The organism is Klebsiella sp. OBRC7 (assembly GCF_000293135.1).
GTDB classification, from domain to species: domain Bacteria; phylum Pseudomonadota; class Gammaproteobacteria; order Enterobacterales; family Enterobacteriaceae; genus Klebsiella; species Klebsiella michiganensis.
In genome coordinates this window covers 157582-178871 of sequence record NZ_ALNJ01000001.1, presented here as the reverse complement: position 1 = coordinate 178871, position 21290 = coordinate 157582, and the positions used below count along the sequence as shown (strand labels likewise).

Annotated in this window: 20 protein-coding genes and 4 tRNA genes; 9 read left to right on the top strand and 15 right to left on the bottom strand. The window is 58.4% G+C overall.

Going from position 1 to position 21290, the window contains the following annotated elements:
• Positions 1-43: 43 nt before the first annotated feature.
• The 13 genes from HMPREF1144_RS00885 to mltB all read right to left on the bottom strand — a co-directional run bounded on the left by HMPREF1144_RS00885 (position 44) and on the right by mltB (position 10676).
• A tRNA-Arg gene (locus tag HMPREF1144_RS00885) sits at positions 44-120 on the bottom strand.
• A gap of 192 nt (positions 121-312) precedes the next feature.
• Positions 313-389 (bottom strand) — tRNA-Arg (locus HMPREF1144_RS00880).
• A gap of 194 nt (positions 390-583) precedes the next feature.
• Positions 584-660 (bottom strand) — tRNA-Arg (locus HMPREF1144_RS00875).
• A gap of 4 nt (positions 661-664) precedes the next feature.
• Positions 665-757: transfer RNA gene (locus HMPREF1144_RS00870), tRNA-Ser, on the bottom strand.
• 323 nt (positions 758-1080) lie between these two features.
• Entirely contained in the window at positions 1081-1266 is a 186-nt protein-coding gene (gene csrA / locus HMPREF1144_RS00865; protein ID WP_000906486.1) for a carbon storage regulator CsrA, read from the bottom strand.
• A gap of 238 nt (positions 1267-1504) precedes the next feature.
• Positions 1505-4132 carry an alanine--tRNA ligase gene (alaS, locus tag HMPREF1144_RS00860; RefSeq protein ID WP_004853479.1) on the bottom strand — a complete coding sequence of 876 codons (2628 nt, stop codon included), beginning with the start codon at positions 4130-4132 and terminating at the stop codon, positions 1505-1507.
• 130 nt (positions 4133-4262) lie between these two features.
• A complete protein-coding gene (recX, locus tag HMPREF1144_RS00855; RefSeq protein ID WP_009651620.1) occupies positions 4263-4763 on the bottom strand; it encodes a recombination regulator RecX in 501 nt (166 codons plus the stop codon).
• Between the two features lie 71 nt (positions 4764-4834).
• Complete coding sequence (recA, locus tag HMPREF1144_RS00850) at positions 4835-5893, bottom strand: recombinase RecA (protein ID WP_004124003.1); 1059 nt, start codon at positions 5891-5893, stop codon at positions 4835-4837.
• An 80-nt stretch (positions 5894-5973) separates the two neighbouring features.
• Positions 5974-6471, bottom strand: a complete 498-nt coding sequence (gene pncC, locus HMPREF1144_RS00845) for a nicotinamide-nucleotide amidase (RefSeq protein ID WP_004124005.1) — start codon at positions 6469-6471, stop codon at positions 5974-5976.
• Between the two features lie 467 nt (positions 6472-6938).
• Positions 6939-7817: a metal ABC transporter substrate-binding protein gene (locus HMPREF1144_RS00835; RefSeq protein ID WP_004853481.1), complete on the bottom strand. Its 879-nt coding sequence runs from the start codon at positions 7815-7817 to the stop codon at positions 6939-6941.
• An 8-nt stretch (positions 7818-7825) separates the two neighbouring features.
• Complete coding sequence (locus HMPREF1144_RS00830; RefSeq protein ID WP_004853482.1) at positions 7826-8689, bottom strand: metal ABC transporter permease; 864 nt, start codon at positions 8687-8689, stop codon at positions 7826-7828.
• On the bottom strand, positions 8686-9396 hold the full coding sequence (locus HMPREF1144_RS00825) for a metal ABC transporter ATP-binding protein (protein WP_179026635.1): 711 nt from the start codon (positions 9394-9396) through the stop codon (positions 8686-8688). Before HMPREF1144_RS00825 ends, HMPREF1144_RS00830 begins: the two co-directional genes overlap by 4 nt.
• Positions 9397-9599: 203 nt before the next feature.
• The gene (gene mltB, locus HMPREF1144_RS00820; protein ID WP_009651581.1) at positions 9600-10676 is read right to left on the bottom strand and encodes a lytic murein transglycosylase B; all 1077 of its coding nucleotides are present in this window, start codon (positions 10674-10676) and stop codon (positions 9600-9602) included.
• 262 nt (positions 10677-10938) lie between these two features.
• On the opposite strand from mltB, the gene srlA reads away from it, so the two are divergent.
• The 7 genes from srlA to gutQ all read left to right on the top strand — a co-directional run bounded on the left by srlA (position 10939) and on the right by gutQ (position 15876).
• Positions 10939-11502, top strand: a complete 564-nt coding sequence (srlA, locus tag HMPREF1144_RS00815; RefSeq protein WP_004104818.1) for a PTS glucitol/sorbitol transporter subunit IIC — start codon at positions 10939-10941, stop codon at positions 11500-11502.
• Positions 11499-12476, top strand: a complete 978-nt coding sequence (locus tag HMPREF1144_RS00810; RefSeq protein ID WP_009651615.1) for a PTS glucitol/sorbitol transporter subunit IIB — start codon at positions 11499-11501, stop codon at positions 12474-12476. The genes srlA and HMPREF1144_RS00810 overlap by 4 nt, the downstream gene beginning before the upstream one ends.
• Positions 12477-12489: 13 nt before the next feature.
• Entirely contained in the window at positions 12490-12852 is a 363-nt protein-coding gene (srlB, locus tag HMPREF1144_RS00805; RefSeq protein ID WP_004853485.1) for a PTS glucitol/sorbitol transporter subunit IIA, read from the top strand.
• Between the two features lie 17 nt (positions 12853-12869).
• Positions 12870-13649 (top strand): sorbitol-6-phosphate dehydrogenase, encoded by a 780-nt coding sequence (srlD, locus tag HMPREF1144_RS00800; RefSeq protein ID WP_009651586.1) that lies wholly within the window; start codon positions 12870-12872, stop codon positions 13647-13649.
• A 67-nt stretch (positions 13650-13716) separates the two neighbouring features.
• On the top strand, positions 13717-14076 hold the full coding sequence (gutM, locus tag HMPREF1144_RS00795) for a transcriptional regulator GutM (protein WP_004853488.1): 360 nt from the start codon (positions 13717-13719) through the stop codon (positions 14074-14076).
• A 68-nt stretch (positions 14077-14144) separates the two neighbouring features.
• A complete protein-coding gene (gene srlR, locus HMPREF1144_RS00790) occupies positions 14145-14918 on the top strand; it encodes a glucitol operon DNA-binding transcriptional repressor SrlR (RefSeq protein WP_004104826.1) in 774 nt (257 codons plus the stop codon).
• Complete coding sequence (gutQ, locus tag HMPREF1144_RS00785) at positions 14911-15876, top strand: arabinose-5-phosphate isomerase GutQ (protein ID WP_004104827.1); 966 nt, start codon at positions 14911-14913, stop codon at positions 15874-15876. Before srlR ends, gutQ begins: the two co-directional genes overlap by 8 nt.
• Here the strand turns inward: gutQ and norR are convergent.
• Complete coding sequence (gene norR, locus HMPREF1144_RS00780) at positions 15839-17383, bottom strand: nitric oxide reductase transcriptional regulator NorR (RefSeq protein ID WP_009651546.1); 1545 nt, start codon at positions 17381-17383, stop codon at positions 15839-15841. The two genes, gutQ and norR, sit on opposite strands and share 38 nt — an antisense overlap.
• Before the next feature lie 187 nt (positions 17384-17570).
• On the opposite strand from norR, the gene norV reads away from it, so the two are divergent.
• Both norV and norW read left to right on the top strand, forming a co-directional pair.
• On the top strand, positions 17571-19016 hold the full coding sequence (gene norV, locus HMPREF1144_RS00775; RefSeq protein WP_009651557.1) for an anaerobic nitric oxide reductase flavorubredoxin: 1446 nt from the start codon (positions 17571-17573) through the stop codon (positions 19014-19016).
• Positions 19013-20146 (top strand): NADH:flavorubredoxin reductase NorW, encoded by a 1134-nt coding sequence (gene norW, locus HMPREF1144_RS00770; RefSeq protein ID WP_009651600.1) that lies wholly within the window; start codon positions 19013-19015, stop codon positions 20144-20146. The genes norV and norW overlap by 4 nt, the downstream gene beginning before the upstream one ends.
• Before the next feature lie 122 nt (positions 20147-20268).
• On the opposite strand, the gene HMPREF1144_RS00765 is transcribed toward norW, so the two are convergent.
• Positions 20269-21279 carry a HoxN/HupN/NixA family nickel/cobalt transporter gene (locus tag HMPREF1144_RS00765; RefSeq protein WP_009651555.1) on the bottom strand — a complete coding sequence of 337 codons (1011 nt, stop codon included), beginning with the start codon at positions 21277-21279 and terminating at the stop codon, positions 20269-20271.
• Positions 21280-21290 lie beyond the last annotated feature (11 nt).

The following is a 21290-nucleotide window of genomic DNA, read 5'->3' as shown; positions in this document are numbered from 1 at the left end:
CGCAGACCGTGAAACAACAGCGTTGCTGCTATCTCGGAGAAGATGGTGCATCCGGGAGGATTCGAACCTCCGACCGCTCGGTTCGTAGCCGAGTACTCTATCCAGCTGAGCTACGGATGCATCGGGAAACTTGCTTTACTGCCGATATTGATACCGCTGCTAAAGCCGTATCAAGTAAGAGATGGTGCATCCGGGAGGATGACTCACTCGGTTCGCCCTTCGGGCCGTTGCTGAAGCAACGTTATCCTCCCTGGTGCTGGCGATTATCTCGCAGACCGTGAAACAACAGCGTTGCTGCTATCTCGGAGAAGATGGTGCATCCGGGAGGATTCGAACCTCCGACCGCTCGGTTCGTAGCCGAGTACTCTATCCAGCTGAGCTACGGATGCATCGGGAAACTTACTTTACTGCAGATTTTGATACTGCTGCTAAAGCTGTATCAAGTAAGATGGTGCATCCGGGAGGATGACTCGCCTTGCGGCTCGCCCTTCGGGCCGTTGCTAAAGCAACGTTATCCTCCCTGGTGCTTGCGGCTAATACCGCCACCTCATCCACACCTTCGTTGCTGAAGGTATGGAGAATATGGTGCATCCGGGAGGATTCGAACCTCCGACCGCTCGGTTCGTAGCCGAGTACTCTATCCAGCTGAGCTACGGATGCAAAATGGCGGTGAGGCGGGGATTCGAACCCCGGATGCAGCTTTTGACCGCATACTCCCTTAGCAGGGGAGCGCCTTCAGCCTCTCGGCCACCTCACCACACGCCTCTTACGAGTGCTTCGAAGAACTTGTTTCTGCTCTTCGTCGCTGCGATGGCGCACATATTACTTTCTGGTACTTATAAGTCAAACCTTTTTTCGAGACCTTTTTTTCGTTTGCACACTTCCCGCGCAATTAGCCTGTGAAAACGGCAAAAAGAGTATTTTATCAACAAGAAATTGGCGATTACGCCGCGGCTAGCGCAAAAGATAACTGTCGCGGACGCTGAGAAAGAGACAAAAAAGAGAAGCTATCGGAGAGGAAAAGTGGCACAAATGGGGGATAGAAGGAGGCGCCTCACCGAACAGCGAGGCGCGAAAACCTTAGTAACTGGACTGCTGGGATTTTTCAGCCTGGATACGCTGGTAGATCTCTTCACGATGCACGGAGACTTCTTTAGGGGCATTAACGCCAATACGTACCTGGTTACCCTTCACCCCTAAAACTGTCACAGTGACCTCATCTCCAATCATGAGGGTCTCACCAACTCGACGAGTCAGAATCAGCATTCTTTGCTCCTTGAAAGATTAAAAGAGTCGGGTCTCTCGTATCCCGGCATTATCCATCATATAACGCCAAAAAGTAAGCGATGACAAACACCCTGCGGTGTAAGCAGTCACGGCATCACATTCTGTTAAACCTAAGTTTAGCCGATATACACAACTTCAACCCGACTTTATCGTTATCAGTGCTTCTCGCGCAAGATGCTGTAATCCGAGAATCACAGCATCTATGCAATTATAGTTATTACAGTTTTGCGCTTACCCAGCCTTTCACACTGGCCAACGCAGCAGGGAGAGCAGACGCATCGGTACCGCCAGCTTGCGCCATATCCGGACGACCGCCCCCTTTACCGCCCACCTGCTGGGCGACCATACCTATCAGTTCCCCTGCTTTCACGCGGTCTGTCACATCCTTAGACACACCAGCAATCAGAGAAACCTTACCTTCTGCGACCGTGGCCAACACGACAATCGTTGAACCCAACTGATTTTTCAGATCGTCAACCATAGTACGCAGCATTTTCGGCTCAACGCCGGCCAGCTCGCTGACCAGCAGCTTAACGCCGTTAATCTCTTCCGCTTTGCTGGAGAGATTTGCGCTCTCCTGCACGGCAGCCTGCTCTTTCAGCTGCTGCAGCTCTTTTTCCAGCTGACGGCTGCGTTCTAACGCGGCGCGGACTTTGTCACCGAGGCTGTGGGTATCCCCTTTCAGCAGCTGTGCAATATCGCCCAGCAGATCGCTCTGCGCATGCAGCATCGCCATCGCGCCTTCACCGGTTACCGCTTCGATACGGCGCACGCCCGCGGCGGTACCGGATTCAGAGGTAATGCGGAACAGGCCTATGTCACCGGTGCGCGAGGCGTGCGTACCGCCGCACAGTTCGGTGGAAAAATCGCCCATACTCAGCACGCGAACGCGATCGTCATACTTCTCGCCAAACAGCGCCATCGCGCCGGATTCACGCGCAGCGTCAATATCCATGATATTGGTTTCGATCGGCAGGTTACGACGAATTTGCGCGTTCACCAGATCTTCTACCGCACGGATCTCCTCCGGCTTCATCGCTTCAAAATGCGAGAAGTCGAAGCGCAATGCTTTGTCGTTGACCAGAGAGCCTTTCTGCGCAACGTGCGTACCGAGAACCTGGCGCAGCGCCGCGTGCATCAGGTGCGTCGCGGAGTGGTTCAGGCGGATACGCTGGCGGCGAGCCTGATCGACATCGGCCTGCACGGCGTCGCCGACTTTGAGCGAACCGCTGGTCAGTTTACCAATATGGCCAATTGCCTGACCGTACTTCTGCGCGTCGCTGACCTGGAAGGAGAAACCGGCGCCCTTCAGTTCGCCTTTGTCACCCACCTGGCCGCCGGATTCGGCGTAGAACGGCGTCTGGTCGAGGATAACAACCGCTTCCTGACCGGCGTTCACCGCGTCAACCGCTTTACCATCGATAAACAGCGCGGTGACTTTGCCATTCAGTTCCAGGCTGTCATAGCCTTTAAACTCAGAGGTGCCGTCGACGCGGATCATCGCATTGTAGTCCGCGCCAAAGCCGCTGGATTCGCGCGCGCGACGGCGCTGCTCTTCCATCGCGGCTTCAAAGCCGGCTTCGTCAACCTTGATGTTGCGTTCGCGGCAAACGTCCGCGGTCAGGTCAACCGGGAAGCCGTAGGTGTCGTACAGGCGGAAAGCGGTTTCGCCGTCCAGCGTGTCGCCCTGCAGTTTAGCCAGCTCTTCATCCAGCAGCGCCAGTCCGCGCTCCAGCGTACGGGCAAACTGCTCCTCTTCGGTCTTCAGCACCTGCTCAACCTGAGCCTGCTGCTGTTTCAGCTCTTCGCCGGCGGAACCCATCACGTCAATCAGCGGGGCAACCAGTTTCCAGAAGAAGGTCTCCTTCGCGCCCAGCATGTTGCCATGGCGAATTGCGCGGCGAATGATGCGGCGCAGCACGTAGCCGCGGTTTTCATTCGACGGGATAACGCCATCGGCAATCAGGAACGCGCAGGAACGAATGTGGTCAGCGATAACGCGCAGCGACTTGTTCGAGAGATCGGTCGCACCGGTAACCTTCGCCACGCTCTTAATCAGATCGCGGAACAGGTCGATATCGTAGTTGGAGTTGACGTGCTGCAGCACGGCGGCAATACGCTCGAGGCCCATACCGGTATCTACGGACGGCTTCGGCAGCGGCTCCATGGTTCCGTCAGCCTGACGGTTGAACTGCATGAAGACGATATTCCAGATCTCAATATAGCGATCGCCGTCTTCTTCCGGCGTTCCCGGAGGGCCGCCCCAGATATGGTCGCCATGGTCGAAGAAAATTTCGGTGCAGGGGCCGCACGGCCCGGTGTCACCCATCTGCCAGAAGTTATCGGAAGCAAACGGCGCGCCTTTGTTGTCGCCGATGCGGATAATACGCTCGCGCGGTACGCCAACTTCATTTGCCCAGATATCGAACGCTTCATCGTCGGTTTCGTAGACGGTCACCCACAGTTTTTCTTTCGGCAGGGCGAACCAGTTTTCACCGGTCAGCAGTTCCCATGCGTATTTGATGGCATCCTGCTTGAAGTAATCGCCGAAGCTGAAGTTACCCAGCATTTCAAAGAAGGTGTGGTGACGCGCGGTGTAGCCGACGTTTTCCAGATCGTTGTGCTTACCACCCGCACGAACGCAACGCTGCGCGGTGGTCGCGCGCGAATAATTACGTTTGTCGAGACCAAGGAAGACATCCTTGAACTGGTTCATCCCGGCGTTGGTAAACAGCAGGGTCGGGTCGTTATGCGGCACCAGGGAGCTGCTCGCAACTACCTGATGTCCTTTACTATGGAAAAAGTCGAGAAACGCCTGACGGATCTCAGCGGTGCTCTTGCTCATAATTATCCTGAAATCAAGCTAACGAAATGTCGCTGGCAGCCACTACCCAGTATCGACCGGCAGGCTACTCACGAAAATAAAGTGGGAATAAGATAAGTTTTCTTCACGGGGAAGTAAAATCCCGGATGGGTCAATCTGCAAAATTTCGCCAGATTTCCTGAATATCCTCCATCAGATAGCCGCGATAGAGCAAAAAGCGCTGAATTTTGACTTTTTCGGCAAATACGCTGGGCAGGGGTTCGCCATATTTTCGCTGCGCCTGCTCTTTGGCAAGCCGCGCCCAGTCGATTTCGCACTCGCGCATGGCTGCCTCTGTCGTCTCGCGGGAGATCCCCTTCTGCTTTAGCTCCTGGCGGACGCGCGCCGGGCCGTACCCCTTGCGGCTACGGCTGGCAATAAACTGACGGACAAAGCGTTCGTCATCCAGATAGCGGTTCTCAATGCACCATTCAACGACTTTATCGACCTCTTCCGGCGTCACATCTAACGCTTCAGGGCCATTTTTGCTCATGACCGGTGCAGCCAGTTTTCGCCTTAGCTCCTGTTCGCTGTGGTCGCGCATTGCCAGAATGCGAATCGCGCGATCCAGCAGCCTGGCGTAGTCAGAGCGGCGGGATGAAGTTTCAGTCACGGTCAGCCTCGCTAATCAAAAAAAGCAAAAGGGCCGCATAAGCGGCCCCTTGTTAGTCTGTTCAGACGATATCAGAAATCCTGTTCGGTTTCCGCTTCGCTGTTGCCATCTACCGCGAAGTCCGGCGTGGAGTCCTGATTGCTCAGCAGCAGTTCACGAACTTTCTTCTCGATCTCTTTTGCCGCAGCCGGGTTCTCTTTCAGCCAGGAGATAGCGTTCGCTTTACCCTGACCAATTTTATCGCCGTTGTAGCTGTACCAGGCACCGGCTTTCTCGATCAGCTTCTCTTTCACGCCGAGATCGACCAGCTCGCCGTAGAAGTTAATCCCTTCACCGTAGAGGATCTGGAATTCAGCCTGTTTAAACGGCGCGGCGATTTTGTTTTTCACCACTTTAACGCGGGTTTCGCTGCCGACAACGTTATCGCCCTCTTTCACCGCGCCGATACGACGGATGTCCAGACGAACGGAGGCGTAGAACTTCAGCGCGTTACCGCCGGTGGTGGTTTCAGGGTTACCGAACATCACGCCAATTTTCATACGAATCTGGTTGATGAAGATCAGCAGGGTATTGGACTGCTTCAGGTTGCCCGCCAGTTTACGCATCGCCTGGCTCATCATACGCGCCGCGAGGCCCATGTGAGAGTCGCCGATTTCGCCTTCGATTTCCGCTTTCGGCGTCAGCGCCGCAACGGAGTCAACGACGATAACGTCTACCGCACCGGAACGTGCCAGCGCGTCACAGATTTCCAGAGCCTGTTCGCCGGTATCCGGCTGGGAGCACAGCAGGTTGTCGATATCGACGCCCAGCTTGCGTGCGTAAACCGGGTCCAGCGCGTGTTCCGCATCGATAAACGCACAGGTTTTGCCTTCGCGCTGCGCGGCGGCGATAACCTGCAGCGTCAGCGTGGTTTTACCGGAAGATTCAGGCCCGTAGATCTCGACGATACGGCCCATCGGCAGGCCGCCTGCGCCCAGGGCGATATCAAGGGAAAGCGAGCCGGTGGAGATAGTTTCCACATCCATGGAACGGTCTTCACCCAGGCGCATGATGGAGCCTTTACCGAATTGTTTTTCGATCTGGCCCAGTGCTGCCGCCAACGCTTTCTGTTTGTTTTCGTCGATAGCCATTATTACTCCTCTCATGCCGGGTGTAACCGGGTAGTGAATTCTGTTCTGTTGAAGCAATTATACTGTATAGTCATACAGTATCAAGTATTTTGTAGAAATTGTTGCCAGAGGAGATTTAGCGCATAGGCCGTGGCCTGGCGGCGTACCGACTCGCGGTCTCCGGCAAAGCATTCGCGCCGGGTCACGCCCTGTCCGCTGGCGCTGGCGACGCCAAACCAGACGGTTCCCACCGGCTTTTCCGCGCTGCCGCCATCCGGTCCGGCAATGCCGCTGACCGAAATGGCATAGTCCGCGCGGGCCGCGCGCAGGGCGCCAATCGCCATTTCCACGACCACCGGTTCACTCACCGCGCCATGCTCAAGCAGCGTCGCTTCGCTGACGCCAATCATCTGCGATTTCGCTTCATTGCTGTAGGTCACAAAACCGCGCTCAAACCATGCCGAACTGCCGGCGATATCGGTAAGGGTTTTGGCGACCCAGCCGCCGGTACAGGACTCCGCCGTGGTCACCGTCGCGCCGCGCGCTTTCAGCGCCTGCCCCACCAGCTCGCTCAGCTGCATTAATTCGGAATCTGTCATTCGTCGCCCCACGTAAGCTGTACAAACAGGCCATCAAAGATAGCATTTTCAGCAGAGATATGGGGATGAGGTAACGAATTTACGAGTCTGCTTCAGAAAAACATCGACCACGCCCGACGGCGTATTTTCGGATAGCCGCCAAAGGTCGCCGGTGTCACAATTCACCGCACATCTAAGGAAGAGTGAAATAAGAGGTTACCAGGAATGGCCAAAGCACCGCTTACCTCAGAGCAGAACGTGAAAAAATACGCCAGGTGCGTCTGCGCCTGTTTATCTGCGGCACAGTTTCACTGCTAACCGCGCTACTGCATATTTTCACCCGCTCATTCAACCCGCTGTTCGAAGGCGTACAGATCCTGCTGGGCGTGGGCTGTATTGCCAGTGGATTCACATTGAACAAAAAAATCAAGCAGATACTCGCAGAACCATAGCGGCGGAAAACCGGCCCATCGCGGGCCGGCTTTTATTTATTTCATACTCGCCGCGATCAGCTCCACGTTGTGACGCAGCATTTTCACGTAGCTGTCCGCCACGCCGCCCGGTTTAGAGAGCGCTTCAGGGTAGAGCTCTCCCCCCGGCTGCGCGCCCGTTGCGCTGGCAATCTGTTTAACCAGTCTTGGATCAAGCTGATTTTCCATAAACCAGGTATGCACCTCGTCGGCTTTAATTTGTTTGATTAAGGCCGCCACCTGCGCCGCGCTGGCTTCACTTTCCGAAGATAATCCCTGCGGCGCGAGGAAGGTCACGCCATAGGCGCGGCCAAAATAGCCGAACGCGTCGTGGCTGGTCAGAACCTTACGCTTTGCCTGCGGAATGGCGCTGAACCGATCTTTTGCCCAGCGATCGATCTCATTGAGCTGGCTGATATAGCGCTGACCGGATGCCTCCAGCGCCGACTTATCTTCCGGGTCGGCTTTCACCAGGCCGTTGAGGATATTCTGCGCATACAACGCACCGTTCGCGGCGCTATTCCACGCGTGCGGATCGGTTACCGTTGCGCCATCTTCTTCCAGCGTATGGGTTTTTACGCCACCGGAAGCCACCACCAGCTCACCTTTAAACCCCGATGCCTTAATCAGCCTGTCCAGCCAGCCTTCCAGCCCCAGGCCGTTCACCACCACCACATCGGCTTTGCTCAGCAGCGCGCTGTCTTTCGGCGAGGGTTCAAAGGTGTGCGGGTCGCCGTCCGGCCCTACCAGCGTATCCACATGCACATGTTCGCCGCCAATCTGCTGCGCCATATCGCCTAATACGGAAAAACTACTCACCACGTTTAGGGTTTTCGCCATCACCCCGTGCGATGCCAGACCCAGCGCCAGCGCCAGCCATATCCCGGTACGTTTCATCATTGTCCTTACCCCATTAATTTGCGCCAGCCGACCACCAGCCGGCTGCGCGAGCCAAAAAACACCGATATAAAAAAGAGGCCGCTGGCGGTCAGCACAATGGCGGGCCCGGCAGGCAGGTTTGCCGCCCACGACAGGCTCAGCCCCATCCACGCGCAAAAAGCGCCAATGAGCGCCGCCAGCAGCAGAATGCCCGGCAGCGTCCGCGCCCAGCAGCGCGCCGCGACCGCGGGCAGCATCATGACCCCCACCGCCATCAGCGTGCCGAGCACCTGAAACCCGGCCACCAGATTGAGCACCAGCAGGGCGAGGAACAGGCCGTGCAGCAGCGCAGGCACTCTTCGCGCGTTCACCTGAAGCCAGACGCTGTCGAAGGCTTCGCTGACCAGGCCGCGATAAAACAGGGCGATGCAAATCAGCGTCAGGCTGGCGACGCCGCTCACAAACAGCGCCGAATCGCTGTCCACCGCCAGAATCGAGCCGAACAGCAGATGCAGCAGGTCGACGTTAGAGCCACGCAGCGAGACCAGCGTCACGCCCAGCGCCAGGGAGCCGAGATAAAATCCAGCAAAGCTGGCATCCTCTTTTAAAAGCGTGCGTCGGCTGACCCACCCCGCCACCAGCGCCACCGCAATGCCGGCAATAAAACCCCCGACGGTCATCGCCAGCAGCGACATCCCGTTAAGCAGGTAGCCCACCGCCACGCCGGGCAAAATCGCATGCGAGAGCGCATCGCCCATCAGGCTCATGCGGCGTAAAAGTAGGAAGACGCCGAGCATGGTAGTACTCAGGGACAACGCCAGGCACACCACCAGCGCGCGGCGCATAAAGCCAAATTCGATAAAGGGCTGAATGAAGGTGTGCCAGATCATGCCAGCCTCGCGGAGTGAAAGGCGGGCAGCACATCAGGCGTACTGCCCCAGCGGGCGCGCTGCGGCGTCAGCAGCATCGTTTCCGGGAAATAGTTGGCGACCCGCTGGTTATCGTGCAGCACCGCCAGAATCGTCTGCCCCTGCTGATGCATTTCAAGGATCAGCGCCATCAGCTCGCGGCAGGTGGCTTCGTCGATGCCGGTAAACGGTTCGTCGAGCATCACCAGCGGCGCGCGCTGCACCATCACCCGCGCGAACAGCATGCGCTGAAACTGGCCGCCGGAGAGCGCCTCAATCGGCGTTTTCGCCATCGTTAACAGCCCCACCCGCTCTATAGCTGCGACGATGCCCTGGCGCATCTCCTCCCCGAGCCCGCGCAGCAACGATACCTGCGGCCAGGCCCCCTGGCTGACGACATCCTGCACCGTGAGCGGAAACTGCGACTCCAGCGCATGCCGCTGCGCCAGCCAGCCGATAACCGGCCGTCCGTCGCGCCAGTTCAGGCGGCCGCTGACCGGCGGGATAAATCCGGCCAGCGTCTTTAACAGCGTCGATTTCCCGCAGCCGTTCAGGCCGACGATAGCGGTCATACTCCCCGTTGCAATCGTGCCGCTAAGTGACGGCGCGATCGCCAGCCCTTCATAGCCAGCCACCAGATGATCGAGCTCTATCATGGCAGCGATACCGCCCACCAGGTTGCCAGCCACAGGGCGGCCAGCAGCACGCCGGCCATCGCCAGCCGGGCGATGCCTGAAGTCATCAATAAGGAAGTCAATGTTTACGCCTCAGTAAAATGTTATAACATAACAATATTAAAAGAAGCGCGGAATGTAAATTGGCGTCAACAAAAGGAAATGCTGCAAAATGTTACAGACTCCTCTCCGGATGGAGAGGAGCACAGAAGACGGGGTTACTGCATGCGGGCCTGAGAAACCGCCAGACCCAGCTGCCAGACGGCCATCGCGTAGTGGGTGCTGTGGTTATAGCGGGTAATGGTGTAGAAGTTCGGCAGACCGTACCAGTACTGGTAGCCTGTGCCGATATCCAGACGCAGCAGGCTCGCCTGCTGGTGGTTACCCAGCGGCTGAGTCGGGGTAAGTCCCGCCGCCGCCAGCTGCGAGACGCTGTATTTGGTTTTGAACCCATTGTTCAGCCCAGGCGCCTGGCCCAGCGCCTGTACCGCGACCAGATCGCCGCTCACCCAGCCGTGCTGCTTGAAGTAGTTCGCTACGCTGCCGATCGCATCGACCGGATCCCACAGGTTGATATGCCCGTCGCCGTTAAAGTCCACCGCGTACTGCCTGTAAGAAGAGGGCATAAACTGACCGTAGCCCATCGCGCCGGCGAAGGAGCCTTTCAGATCGAGCGGGTCATCCTGTTCGCTGCGCGCCATCAGCAGGAACGTTTCCAGCTCGCTGGAGAAGTACTCGGCGCGGCGCGGATAGTTAAACGACAGCGTCGCCAGCGCATCAAGGATGCGGGTTTTCCCCATCACCCGCCCCCAGCGGGTCTCGACGCCAATAATCCCGACGATAATTTCCGGCGGCACGCCGTAAACCTGGTACGCGCGGTTGAGCGCATCCTGATACTGGTTCCAGAATGCCACGCCGTTCTGCACGTTATCCGGGGTAATAAACTGTTTTTTGTAGCGCAGCCAGGCGCCGTTTGGCCCTGACGGCGGCAGCCCGGTGGGCGCCTGGCGGTCCATCAGGCGCAGCACATAGTCCAGGCGTTTAGCCTGCGAGAGAATTTGATGCAGCTGCTGGCGGTCGAAGCCGTGCTTGCTCACCATTTTATCAATGAACTGTTCCGCCGCCGGGTTATTGGCGAAATCGCCGCTCATCTCCATCACGTTATGCTGCGGCTCGAGTAAAAAACCGCCCGTGCCGCCCGCCATTTCCTTTTCCGCAGGAGTTTGAGGTTTGCTGCTGCAGGCAGCGAGGAGAACGCACAGGGGGAGTAAAGCCAGGGAACGACGCTTCAACATGGGACATCCATTTAACAAATCGGCAAGGGGTAATTATGGTAAAGCATGCGCCCGCTCACAAGGAAGCGGCGGCAATGTAAATTCTTTTTTATCGCCCTTTTTCCTCTCTCCCCGCCGGATCCTTCGTTCACTTCAGCTACAATCTTTCAAAATAAAATATTTATCTTTCATTTTGCGATCAATATAACAATTTCAAACCTTTTAAAATGATTAAAATTAGCTGCCAGTTAGCAAGAAAAATAACACGCTGAAGGAGAGAACAATGATTGAAGTCGTTACCCACGGCGCCGAATGGTTTATCGGCCTGTTTCAGAAGGGAGGCGAGGTGTTCACCGGTATGGTCACCGGGATCCTGCCTTTGCTGATCAGTCTGCTGGTGATCATGAACGCGCTGATCAACTTTATTGGTCAGCAGCGGATCGAAAAGCTGGCGCAGCGCTGCGCCGGTAATCCGATCTCCCGCTACCTGCTGCTGCCCTGCATCGGCACCTTCGTTTTCTGTAACCCGATGACCCTGAGCCTTGGGCGCTTTATGCCCGAGAAATATAAACCGAGCTACTACGCGGCGGCCTCCTACAGCTGCCACTCAATGAACGGCCTGTTTCCGCACATCAACCCCGGCGAACTGTTCGTCTATCTGGGGATCGCCAACGGGCTAACCACCCTCGGTCTGCCGTTAGGGCCGCTGGCGGTGAGCTATCTGCTGGTGGGCCTGGTGACGAACTTCTTCCGTGGCTGGGTGACCGACCTGACCACGTCAATTTTTGAGAAAAAAATGGCCATCCAGCTTGAGCAGAAAGTGCATCTGTCAGGAGCGACATCATGACCCGTATTCGCATTGAAAAAGGCGCCGGCGGCTGGGGCGGCCCGCTCGAACTGGACGCCGTTGCCGGTAAAAAGATTGTCTATATCACCGCGGGCACCCGCCCGGCGATCGTCGATAAAATTGCCCGCCTCACCGGCTGGCAGGCGGTCGATGGCTTCAAAGAGGGCGAACCGCCGGAAGCGGAAATCGGCGTGGCGATTATTGACTGCGGCGGCACCCTGCGCTGCGGTATCTACCCGAAGCGCCGCATCCCGACCATTAATATCCACGCGACCGGCAAATCGGGTCCGCTGGCGCAGTACATCGTCGAAGACATTTACGTTTCCGGCGTCAAAGAAGAGAACATTTACGCGCTGGAAGAGGGCCCCTCCCCGGCCGCGCAGGCCGCGCCAGCCCAGCCGGCGGCCCGCGACTATGACACCAGCAAGAAAATAACCGAGCAGAGCGACGGCCTGCTGGCCAAAGTTGGTATGGGGATGGGCTCGGTCGTGGCGGTGCTGTTCCAGGCCGGGCGCGACACCATCGATACGGTGCTGAAAACCATTCTGCCGTTTATGGCCTTCGTTGCGGCGCTGATCGGCATCATCATGGCCTCCGGCATCGGCGACTGGATTGCCCACGGCCTGGCGCCGCTCGCCAGCCATCCACTGGGCCTCGTCACCCTGGCGCTGATCTGCTCTTTCCCGCTGCTGTCGCCGTTTCTCGGCCCCGGCGCGGTCATCGCCCAGGTTATCGGCGTGCTGATTGGCGTGCAGATTGGCCTTGGCAATATTCCGCCGCATCTCGCCCTGCCCGCGCTGTTCGCCATTAACGCCCAGGCCGCCTGCGACTTTATCCCGGTTGGCCTGTCGCTGGCGGAAGCGCGCCAGGACACCGTGCGCGTCGGCGTACCGTCGGTACTGGTGAGCCGCTTCCTGACCGGCGCGCCAACGGTGCTGATCGCCTGGTTCGTTTCCGGATTTATTTACCAATAAGAGGTGCCTGAAGATGACCGTGATTTACCAGACCACCATTACCCATATCGGCGCCAGCGCGGCGATGGCGCTGGACGAGCAGATGCTGATCACCTTCCGCGAAGGCGCCCCGGCCGATATCGAAGAGTACTGCTTTATTCACAACCACGGCGAGCTGTCCGGCGCGCTGTTGCCGGGCGCTGAGCTGCAGCTCGGCGAGCTGCGCTACCCGGTCACCGCCGTCGGCGACGTCGCCGAGCAGAACCTGCGCGAGCTGGGCCATATCACGCTGCGCTTTGACGGCCACCGCGAAGCGGAATTCCCCGGAACCGTACACGTGGCGGGGCCGGTGCCGGAAGGCATCGCCGCCGGCTGCGTACTGAAATTTGTTGCTTAAGCTGTAAGGAGAAAAGTATGAATCAGGTTGCTGTTGTCATCGGTGGGGGACAAACCTTAGGGGAGTTTCTGTGTCGCGGGCTTGCCGCAGAAGGCTATCGCGTGGCGGTGGTCGATATTCAGAGCGATAAAGCGACCCGCGTCGCGCAGTCGATTAACGCGGAATATGGCGAAGGAACGGCGTGGGGCTTCGGCGCGGACGCCACCAGCGAAGCCAGCGTCGTCGCCCTTGCCCGCGGGGTCGACGAAATATTTTCCCGCGTCGACCTGCTGGTCTATAGCGCCGGGATCGCTAAAGCGGCGTTTATCAGCGACTTCGCGCTGGGGGATTTCGACCGTTCGCTGCAGGTGAATCTGGTGGGCTACTTCCTTTGCGCCCGCGAGTTTTCCCGCCTGATGATCCGCGACGGCATTAAAGGACGCATCATTCAGATCAACTCTAAATCCGGCAAAGTGGGCAGCAAGCATAACTCCGGCTATAGCGCGGCGAAGTTCGGCGGCGTGGGGCTGACACAGTCGCTGGCGCTGGACCTCGCGGAGTACGGGATTACCGTGCACTCCCTGATGCTCGGCAACCTGCTGAAGTCGCCGATGTTCCAGTCTCTGCTGCCGCAGTACGCCACCAAGCTGGGGATCCCGGAGGAGCAGGTCGAGCAGTATTACATCGACAAAGTCCCGCTGAAGCGCGGCTGCGATTACCAGGACGTACTTAACGTGCTGATGTTTTACGCCAGTCCGCAGGCTTCGTACTGCACCGGCCAGTCCATTAACGTCACCGGCGGGCAGGTGATGTTTTAAAACAGGATTCCCGGATTGCGCTGCGCTTATCCGGGTCTTCCCTACACCACACTTTATGGAGACTTTTATGGTTACCGCACTTATCACCGTCGCCGCCATCGCCTGGATAACCCAGCTCGCCTTTGGCGGCTGGCAAATCAGGCAGTTCAATCGCGCATTCGATCGGCTGTGCCAGCAGGGACGCGTCGGCGTCGGCCGTTCCTCGGGGCGGTTCAAGCCGCGCGCCGTCGTCGCCATCGCCGTCGACGAAAACGACCGCATTCGCGATACGCTGTTAATGAAAGGCCTCACCGTCTTCGCCAGGCCGCAGAAAATTCCCGCCCTCACCGGTAAGCATCTTAAGGAATTGCAGCCTGATGTGATCTTTCCCAATGATCCGCTCTGTCAGAATGCACTATCATTAGCGCTTAATCCGAAACATGGATAATTTCGTTGTGAACGTTAATATCTTGCGAAATTATCATTTCGAAACTTTAAACGCAGGATACAACGCCTATGAAACCACGTCAGCGCCAGGCAGCCATTCTCGAGCACCTGCAATCGCAGGGCAAATGCTCGGTCGAAGAGCTGGCGCAACACTTCGACACCACCGGCACCACCATCCGTAAGGATCTGGTGATCCTTGAGAATGCCGGTACCGTTATCCGCACTTATGGCGGCGTGGTGTTAAATAAAGACGAGGCCGATCCGCCCATCGACCACAAAACGCTGATCAACACTCATAAAAAAGAGCGGATTGCCGAAGCCGCGGTCAGCTTCATTCACGATGGTGACTCGATCATTCTTGACGCCGGAAGCACGGTGCTGCAAATGGTGCCGATGCTCAGCCGCTTCAATAACATTACCGTGATGACTAACAGCCTGCATATCGTCAACGCCCTCTCCGAACTGGATAACGAACAAACCATCCTGATGCCGGGCGGCACGTTCCGCAAAAAATCAGCCTCCTTTCACGGCCAGCTGGCGGAAAACGCCTTCGAACACTTCAGCTTCGATCGACTGTTTATGGGCACCGACGGCATTGATTTAATCGCCGGCGTCACCACCTTTAATGAGGTTTATACGGTCAGCAAAGCGATGTGCAATGCCGCCCGCGAAGTTATCCTGATGGCCGACTCGTCAAAGTTTGGCCGCAAAAGTCCCAATATCGTCTGCGGCCTCGAGAGCGTGGACAAACTGATTACCGATGCCGATATCAGCCCGGAATTTAAGCGGGCGCTGGAAGACAAAGGCATCGAAGTCATTATTACTGGAGAACATCATGAGTAACTTTCTGTTAGAAGCCGGACGCCAGACCCTAATGCTGGAGCTTCAGGAGGCGAGCCGCCTGCCTGAACGCCTGGGCGACGACTTCATCCGCGCGGCGGAAACCATCATCCACTGCGAGGGCAAACTGGTGGTCTCCGGTATCGGCAAATCGGGCCATATCGGTAAAAAGCTGGCCGCCACCTTCGCCAGCACCGGCACCCCGGCATTTTTCGTCCACCCGGCGGAAGCGCTGCACGGCGATCTCGGAATGCTCGACAGCCGCGACGTGATGCTGTTTATCTCCTACTCCGGCAGCGCCAAAGAGCTGGATCTTATCGTCCCGCGCCTGGAGGAAAAATCCATTCCGCTGCTGGCGATGACCGGTAAATCCACTTCGCCGCTGGCGCTGGCGGCGAAAGCGGTGCTTGATATTGCCGTTGAGCGTGAAGCCTGTCCGATGCACCTCGCGCCGACCTCCAGTACCGTCAATACCCTGATGCTCGGCGACGCGCTGGCCATGGCGGTGATGCAGGCCCGCGGCTTTAACGAAGAAGATTTCGCCCGTTCGCACCCGGCCGGCGCGCTGGGCGCGCGGCTGCTGAACAAAGTTCACCATCTGATGCGCCGCGACGGCGACGTGCCGCGCGTCGCCAACGACACCAGCGTGATGGACGCGATGCTCGAACTCAGCCGCACCGGCCTGGGGCTGGTGGCGGTCTGCGATGAGCGCAATCACGTGCAGGGCGTCTTTACCGACGGCGACCTGCGCCGCTGGCTGGTGGGCGGCGGCAGCTTACAGGATATCGTCAGCCAGGCGATGACCCGCAACGGCGTTACTCTGCAGGCGGAAAGCCGCGCGATAGAAGCCAAGGAGCGCCTGATGAAGCACAAAATCAGCGCCGCTCCGGTGGTGGATGAAAACGGCCAGCTGGTCGGCGCGATTAACCTGCAGAACTTTTATCAGGCCGGGATCCTTTAAGCCCCAGACGCTTCGCCAGCCGGTGCAGGTTGGCGACATCGAGCCCCAGCGCGCGGGCGGCGGCGGCCCAGCTGCGGCCATTAGCCGCCAGCGCGCTGGCTATCGCTTCGCGCTGGAACGCCTCCGTCGCCTCGCGCAGGCTCACCGCTTCCGCCGCCGGCTGCGGGCTGACGCTCGGCAAGGCCGGCGCTTCCCCGGCCAGCTGAAAGTGCCGCGGCTGCAGCACGATGTCATTACCCGCCTGCGTCGCCCGCGCCAGCACCACCGCCCGATGAATAGCGTGCTCCAGCTCGCGCACGTTGCCCGGCCATGGCCAGGCCAGCAGTCTGGCCCGCGTCGCCTCGCTTAAAATCACCTGCGCCAGCCCCATGCGCAAACGGCACTGTTCGCAGAAATAGCCGGCCAGCAGCACCACGTCATTTTCCCGCTCGCGCAGCGCCGGAACCGACAGCGGAAACACGCTCAGACGATGATACAGGTCGGCGCGAAAGCGCCCCTCCACCACCTCCTGACGCAGGTCGCGGTTGGTAGCCGCCAGCACCCGCACATCAACCCGCAGGCTGCGATCGTCGCCGACGCGCTGAATATCGCCATACTGCAGCACCCGCAGCAGCTTGGCCTGGAGCGCCAGCGAAAGCTCGCCAATTTCATCGAGGAACAGCGTCCCGTTGTCAGCCATTTCAAATTTACCGCTGCGGTTGCTGATCGCCCCGGTAAAAGCCCCTTTGACGTGGCCAAACAGCTCGCTCTCCGCCACGCTCTCCGGCAGGGCCGCGCAGTTGAGATAGACCAGCGGATTGGCCGCCCGCGGCGACCCCTGATGCACCGCTTTCGCCACCAGCTCTTTGCCGGTGCCGGTCTCGCCGCTAATCAGCACGTTTAAGTCAGAAGCCGCGACGATATCGATCTCTTTTTTCAGCTGCAGCATCGGCGCCGACAGGCCAATCATCTCCTGACGTTCGGCTGCCGGATACACGATAGCCTGCTCCGGCAGCACGTTTTGGTTCTCCAGCCGGGCGATCAGCAGCGCGTTATTGAGCGCCCCGGCCACCAGGGCGGCAATCAGGCGCAGCTCCTCGTCGCTGAAGCTGTCAAAACGGTCCGCATCCATGCCGTCGAGGGTGAGCGCGCCGATCAGGGTTTGCCCGGCAAACAGCGGCAGGCCGACGCAGGCGTGCACCTTCAGGCTCTCCTGTCCGGGGATCAGGCCATCGTAAGGGTCCGGCAGATCGCTATCCGCCGGGAAGCGCACCACGTCCCCCGCCCGGGCAATCGCCTCCAGCCGCGGGTGGCCTTCAAGGGCAAAGCGTCGGCCAAGCACGTCCTGGGCCAGGCCATCAATCGCCAGCGGCACAAACTGGTGCGCCTCGTAGCGCAGCAGCGCCGAAGCATCGCAGCCGAGTATCTGCCGCAGGGTGGTAATCAAACGCGAAAAACGGTCGGCATGGCCGAGATCGCTTTGTAAATCAATGGCGATTTTCGCCAGGGCCTCGACGGAGAAACTCATTGTCGCCTCATAGTCATTCTGACAATTAACATAGTCATATCGACTATTTTAACCATTGTCATTTTGACATCAACAGATTTAATAAAAATCATAAAATATTTTAAATTCAACAAGTTAAAAAATTGGCACGCAACTTGATATAAGCAAAACATCTTATTTGAACACTGCTGAATTAATTGAGGTTGCTATGTCTATTCTGGTTAAAAATAACATTCATTGGGTTGGCCAACGCGACTGGGAAGTGCGTGATTTCCACGGGACTGAATATAAAACGCTGCGCGGCAGCAGCTACAACAGCTATCTCATCCGGGAAGAAAAAAATGTGCTGATCGATACCGTCGATCATAAATTCAGCCGTGAATTCGTGCAGAACCTGCGCGGTGAAATCGACCTCGCCGATATTGATTACATCATTATCAACCATGCTGAGGAGGACCATGCCGGCGCGCTGACCGAACTGATGACGCAGATCCCGGATACTCCAATCTACTGTACCGCCAACGCCATCGACTCCATCACCGGACACCATCATCATCCGGAGTGGAATTTTAAGGTGGTGAAAACCGGCGACAGCCTGGATATCGGCAACGGCAAACAGCTGATTTTCGTCGAAACCCCGATGCTGCACTGGCCGGATAGCATGATGACCTATATGACCGGCGACGCGGTGCTGTTCAGCAACGACGCCTTCGGCCAGCACTACTGCGATGAGCATCTGTTTAATGATGAAGTTGACCAGGTTGAGCTTTATGAACAGTGCCAGCGCTACTACGCCAACATTCTGACCCCGTTCAGCCGCCTGGTGACGCCGAAAATTACCGAAATTCTCGGCTTCAACCTGCCGGTAGATATGATTGCCACCTCCCACGGCGTGGTCTGGCGCGATAACCCGACGCAGATCGTCGAAAAATATCTCGAGTGGGCGGCGGATTATCAGGAAGACCGCATCACGATTTTCTACGACACCATGTCCAACAACACCCGCATGATGGCCGACGCGATAGCCCAGGGCATTACCGACGTGGATCCGCGCGTGGCGGTGAAAATTTTCAACGTCGCCCGCAGCGATAAAAATGAAATCCTGACCAACGTGTTCCGCTCAAAGGGCGTGCTGGTCGGCACCTCAACCATGAATAACGTGATGATGCCGAAAATCGCCGGCCTGGTGGAGGAGATGACCGGCCTGCGTTTCCGTAACAAGCGCGCCAGCGCCTTCGGCTCCCACGGCTGGAGCGGCGGCGCGGTTGACCGCCTGTCCACGCGTTTACAGGATGCGGGCTTTGAAATGTCCCTGAGCCTGAAGGCCAAATGGCGCCCGGATCTCGACGCGCTGGAAGTGTGCCGCGAGCACGGCCGCGAAATCGCCCGCCAGTGGGCCCTCTCCCCGCTGCCGGCGAGCGAGGCCAAACACGCCGCGCCTGAGGCAACGCCCTGCGCAGCGCCAGCGGCAGCCGATCTCGGCCCGAAAATGCAGTGCAGCGTTTGCCAGTGGATTTACGACCCCGAACAGGGCGAACCGAACCAGGACGTCCAGCCGGGTACGCCGTGGAGCGAAGTCCCGGATAACTTCCTCTGCCCTGAGTGTTCGCTGGGTAAAGATGTGTTTGACGTTCTGGCGTCGGAGGCAAAATGAGCGATGGCATCGTCATTATCGGCTCGGGCTTCGCGGCCCGCCAGCTGGTGAAAAATATTCGCAAGCAGGACCCGAATATCCCGCTGATCCTGATCGCCGCCGACAGCATGGATGAGTACAACAAACCGGATCTCAGCCATGTGGTCAGCCGCGGGCAGAACGCCGACGACCTGACCCTGCAAACGGCGGGCGAGTTTGCCGAGCAGTACAATCTGCGCCTGTTTCCGCATACCTGGGTCAGCGATATCGACGCCGAGCAGCACCTGGTGAAGAGCCAGGACCGCGAATGGCGCTATGACAAACTGGTGCTGGCCACCGGCGCAACGCCGTTTATCCCACCGGTGCCGGGCCGCGAGCTGATGCTGACCCTCAACAGCCAGCGGGAATACGGCGCGGCGCAAAGCCAGCTGCGCGATGCAAAAAGGGTGCTGATCGTCGGCGGCGGGCTGATTGGCTGCGAGCTGGCGATGGATTTCTGCCGCGCCGGCAAAGCGGTGACGGTGGTGGATAACTCCGCCAGCGTACTGTCGGCCCTGATGCCGCCCGAGGCCAGCAGCCGACTGCAGCATCGTCTGACCGACATGGGCGTGCATCTGATGCTGAAGTCCCAGCTGGTAAGCCTGGCGCAGAGCGCCGACGGGATTCGCGTCACCCTTGACCGCCAGCGTACGGTAACGGTGGATGCGGTGGTGGCCGCCGCCGGTTTACGCCCGGAAACGGCGCTGGCGCGGCATGCGGGTCTGAAAACTCACCGCGGCGTGGTGGTGAACAGCCAGCTGCAAACCAGCCATCCGGCGATTTACGCCCTCGGCGATTGCGCGGAAATCAACGGCATGGTCCTGCCTTTTCTGCAGCCGATTCTGCTGAGCGCCATGTGCCTGAGTAAAAATCTGCTGGCCCAGCAGGGAGAACTGAAGCTGCCGCCGATGCTGGTGAAGGTCAAAACGCCGGATTTACCGCTGCACCTGGCGGGCGATACCCGGCGCGAGGATCTGACGTGGAATATCGTTGCCGCCAAAGACGGCCTGGTCGCGAAAGGCGTTGACGCCGAGAACCAGCTGCGCGCTTTTGTGGTCAGCGAGGATCGCATGAAAGATGCTTTTGCCCTGCTCAAGCAGCTGGTGAGTTAACCTCGATGAAATAATCTTATTCCCGGGTCGCGGCGTAAATGCCTTACCCGGGCTACCGGATCTCAGACGGCCATTAACCTGTAGCCCAGCTAAGCGCAGCGCGAGCCGGGAAAATGCCCAACCTACCGCGCCAGGTTATCGTACCCGCGCCAGCGGTAGTTGAGCACCGACAGCACCCAGCAGGCCACGAACAGCCCGACTACCGCAAAACCGGCGTCGCCGAGATGGTCGTTCAATGCACCAACCCAGCGCCAGAGGCCGCCGCTGAGGGAGAACTTATCCATCAACAGCCCCAGCGCTTCCAGACCGCCGATAAACAGCGCCACCACCACCGAGGTGCCGGTAATGGTCATATTGTAATAGAGCTTGCGCTGCGGCTTACTGAACGCCCAGCCGTAGGCGCCGACCATCAGCACGTTATCGAGCGTATCCACCAGCGCCATCCCGCTGGCGAACAGCGCCGGAAAAATCATAATCGACCAAATCGACATCCCGCTCGACGCGCTGGCCGCCGAAATCCCCAGCACGCCGATTTCCGTCGCCGTATCAAAGCCGAGGCCAAACAGAAAACCCACCAGATACATCTGCCAGCTGCGGCTAATCAGGCGGAAGGTTTTACCGAACAGCCAGCTCATCATGCCGCCGGTCATAACCTCATCGCTCACCTTTTCGCCCTGCTTCCACGCCCGAAAGCTGCGCCAGACGCTGCGCAAAATAACCAGGTTGATAAAGGCCATCACCAGCAGGAACAGCGCCGACACGGCGGTGCCGATAACGCTGCCGGTCTCGTGAAACCAGCTCATCTGCTGGCCAAACGCGGTGGCGGTCGCGGCAATCGCCGCCGACGCCAGCACCACAATCGACGAATGCCCCAGCGAGAACCACGCGCCAACGGCAAAAGGCCGCTTCCCCTGCTGCATCATTTTGCGGGTCACGTTGTCGATCGCCGCGATATGGTCGGCGTCCACCGCGTGGCGCAGACCGTAACCCCAGGCCAGCAGGCTGGCGGCCATCAACGCGCCGCTACCGCCGAACGCCGCAAATGCCCAGCCCCAGGCCAGCAAATTGGCGGCAATCAATGCCAGCACCAGCGCCGCTGCGCGCGGCTGCTGACGCAAAATCGTCACTATCATATTGATGTCCT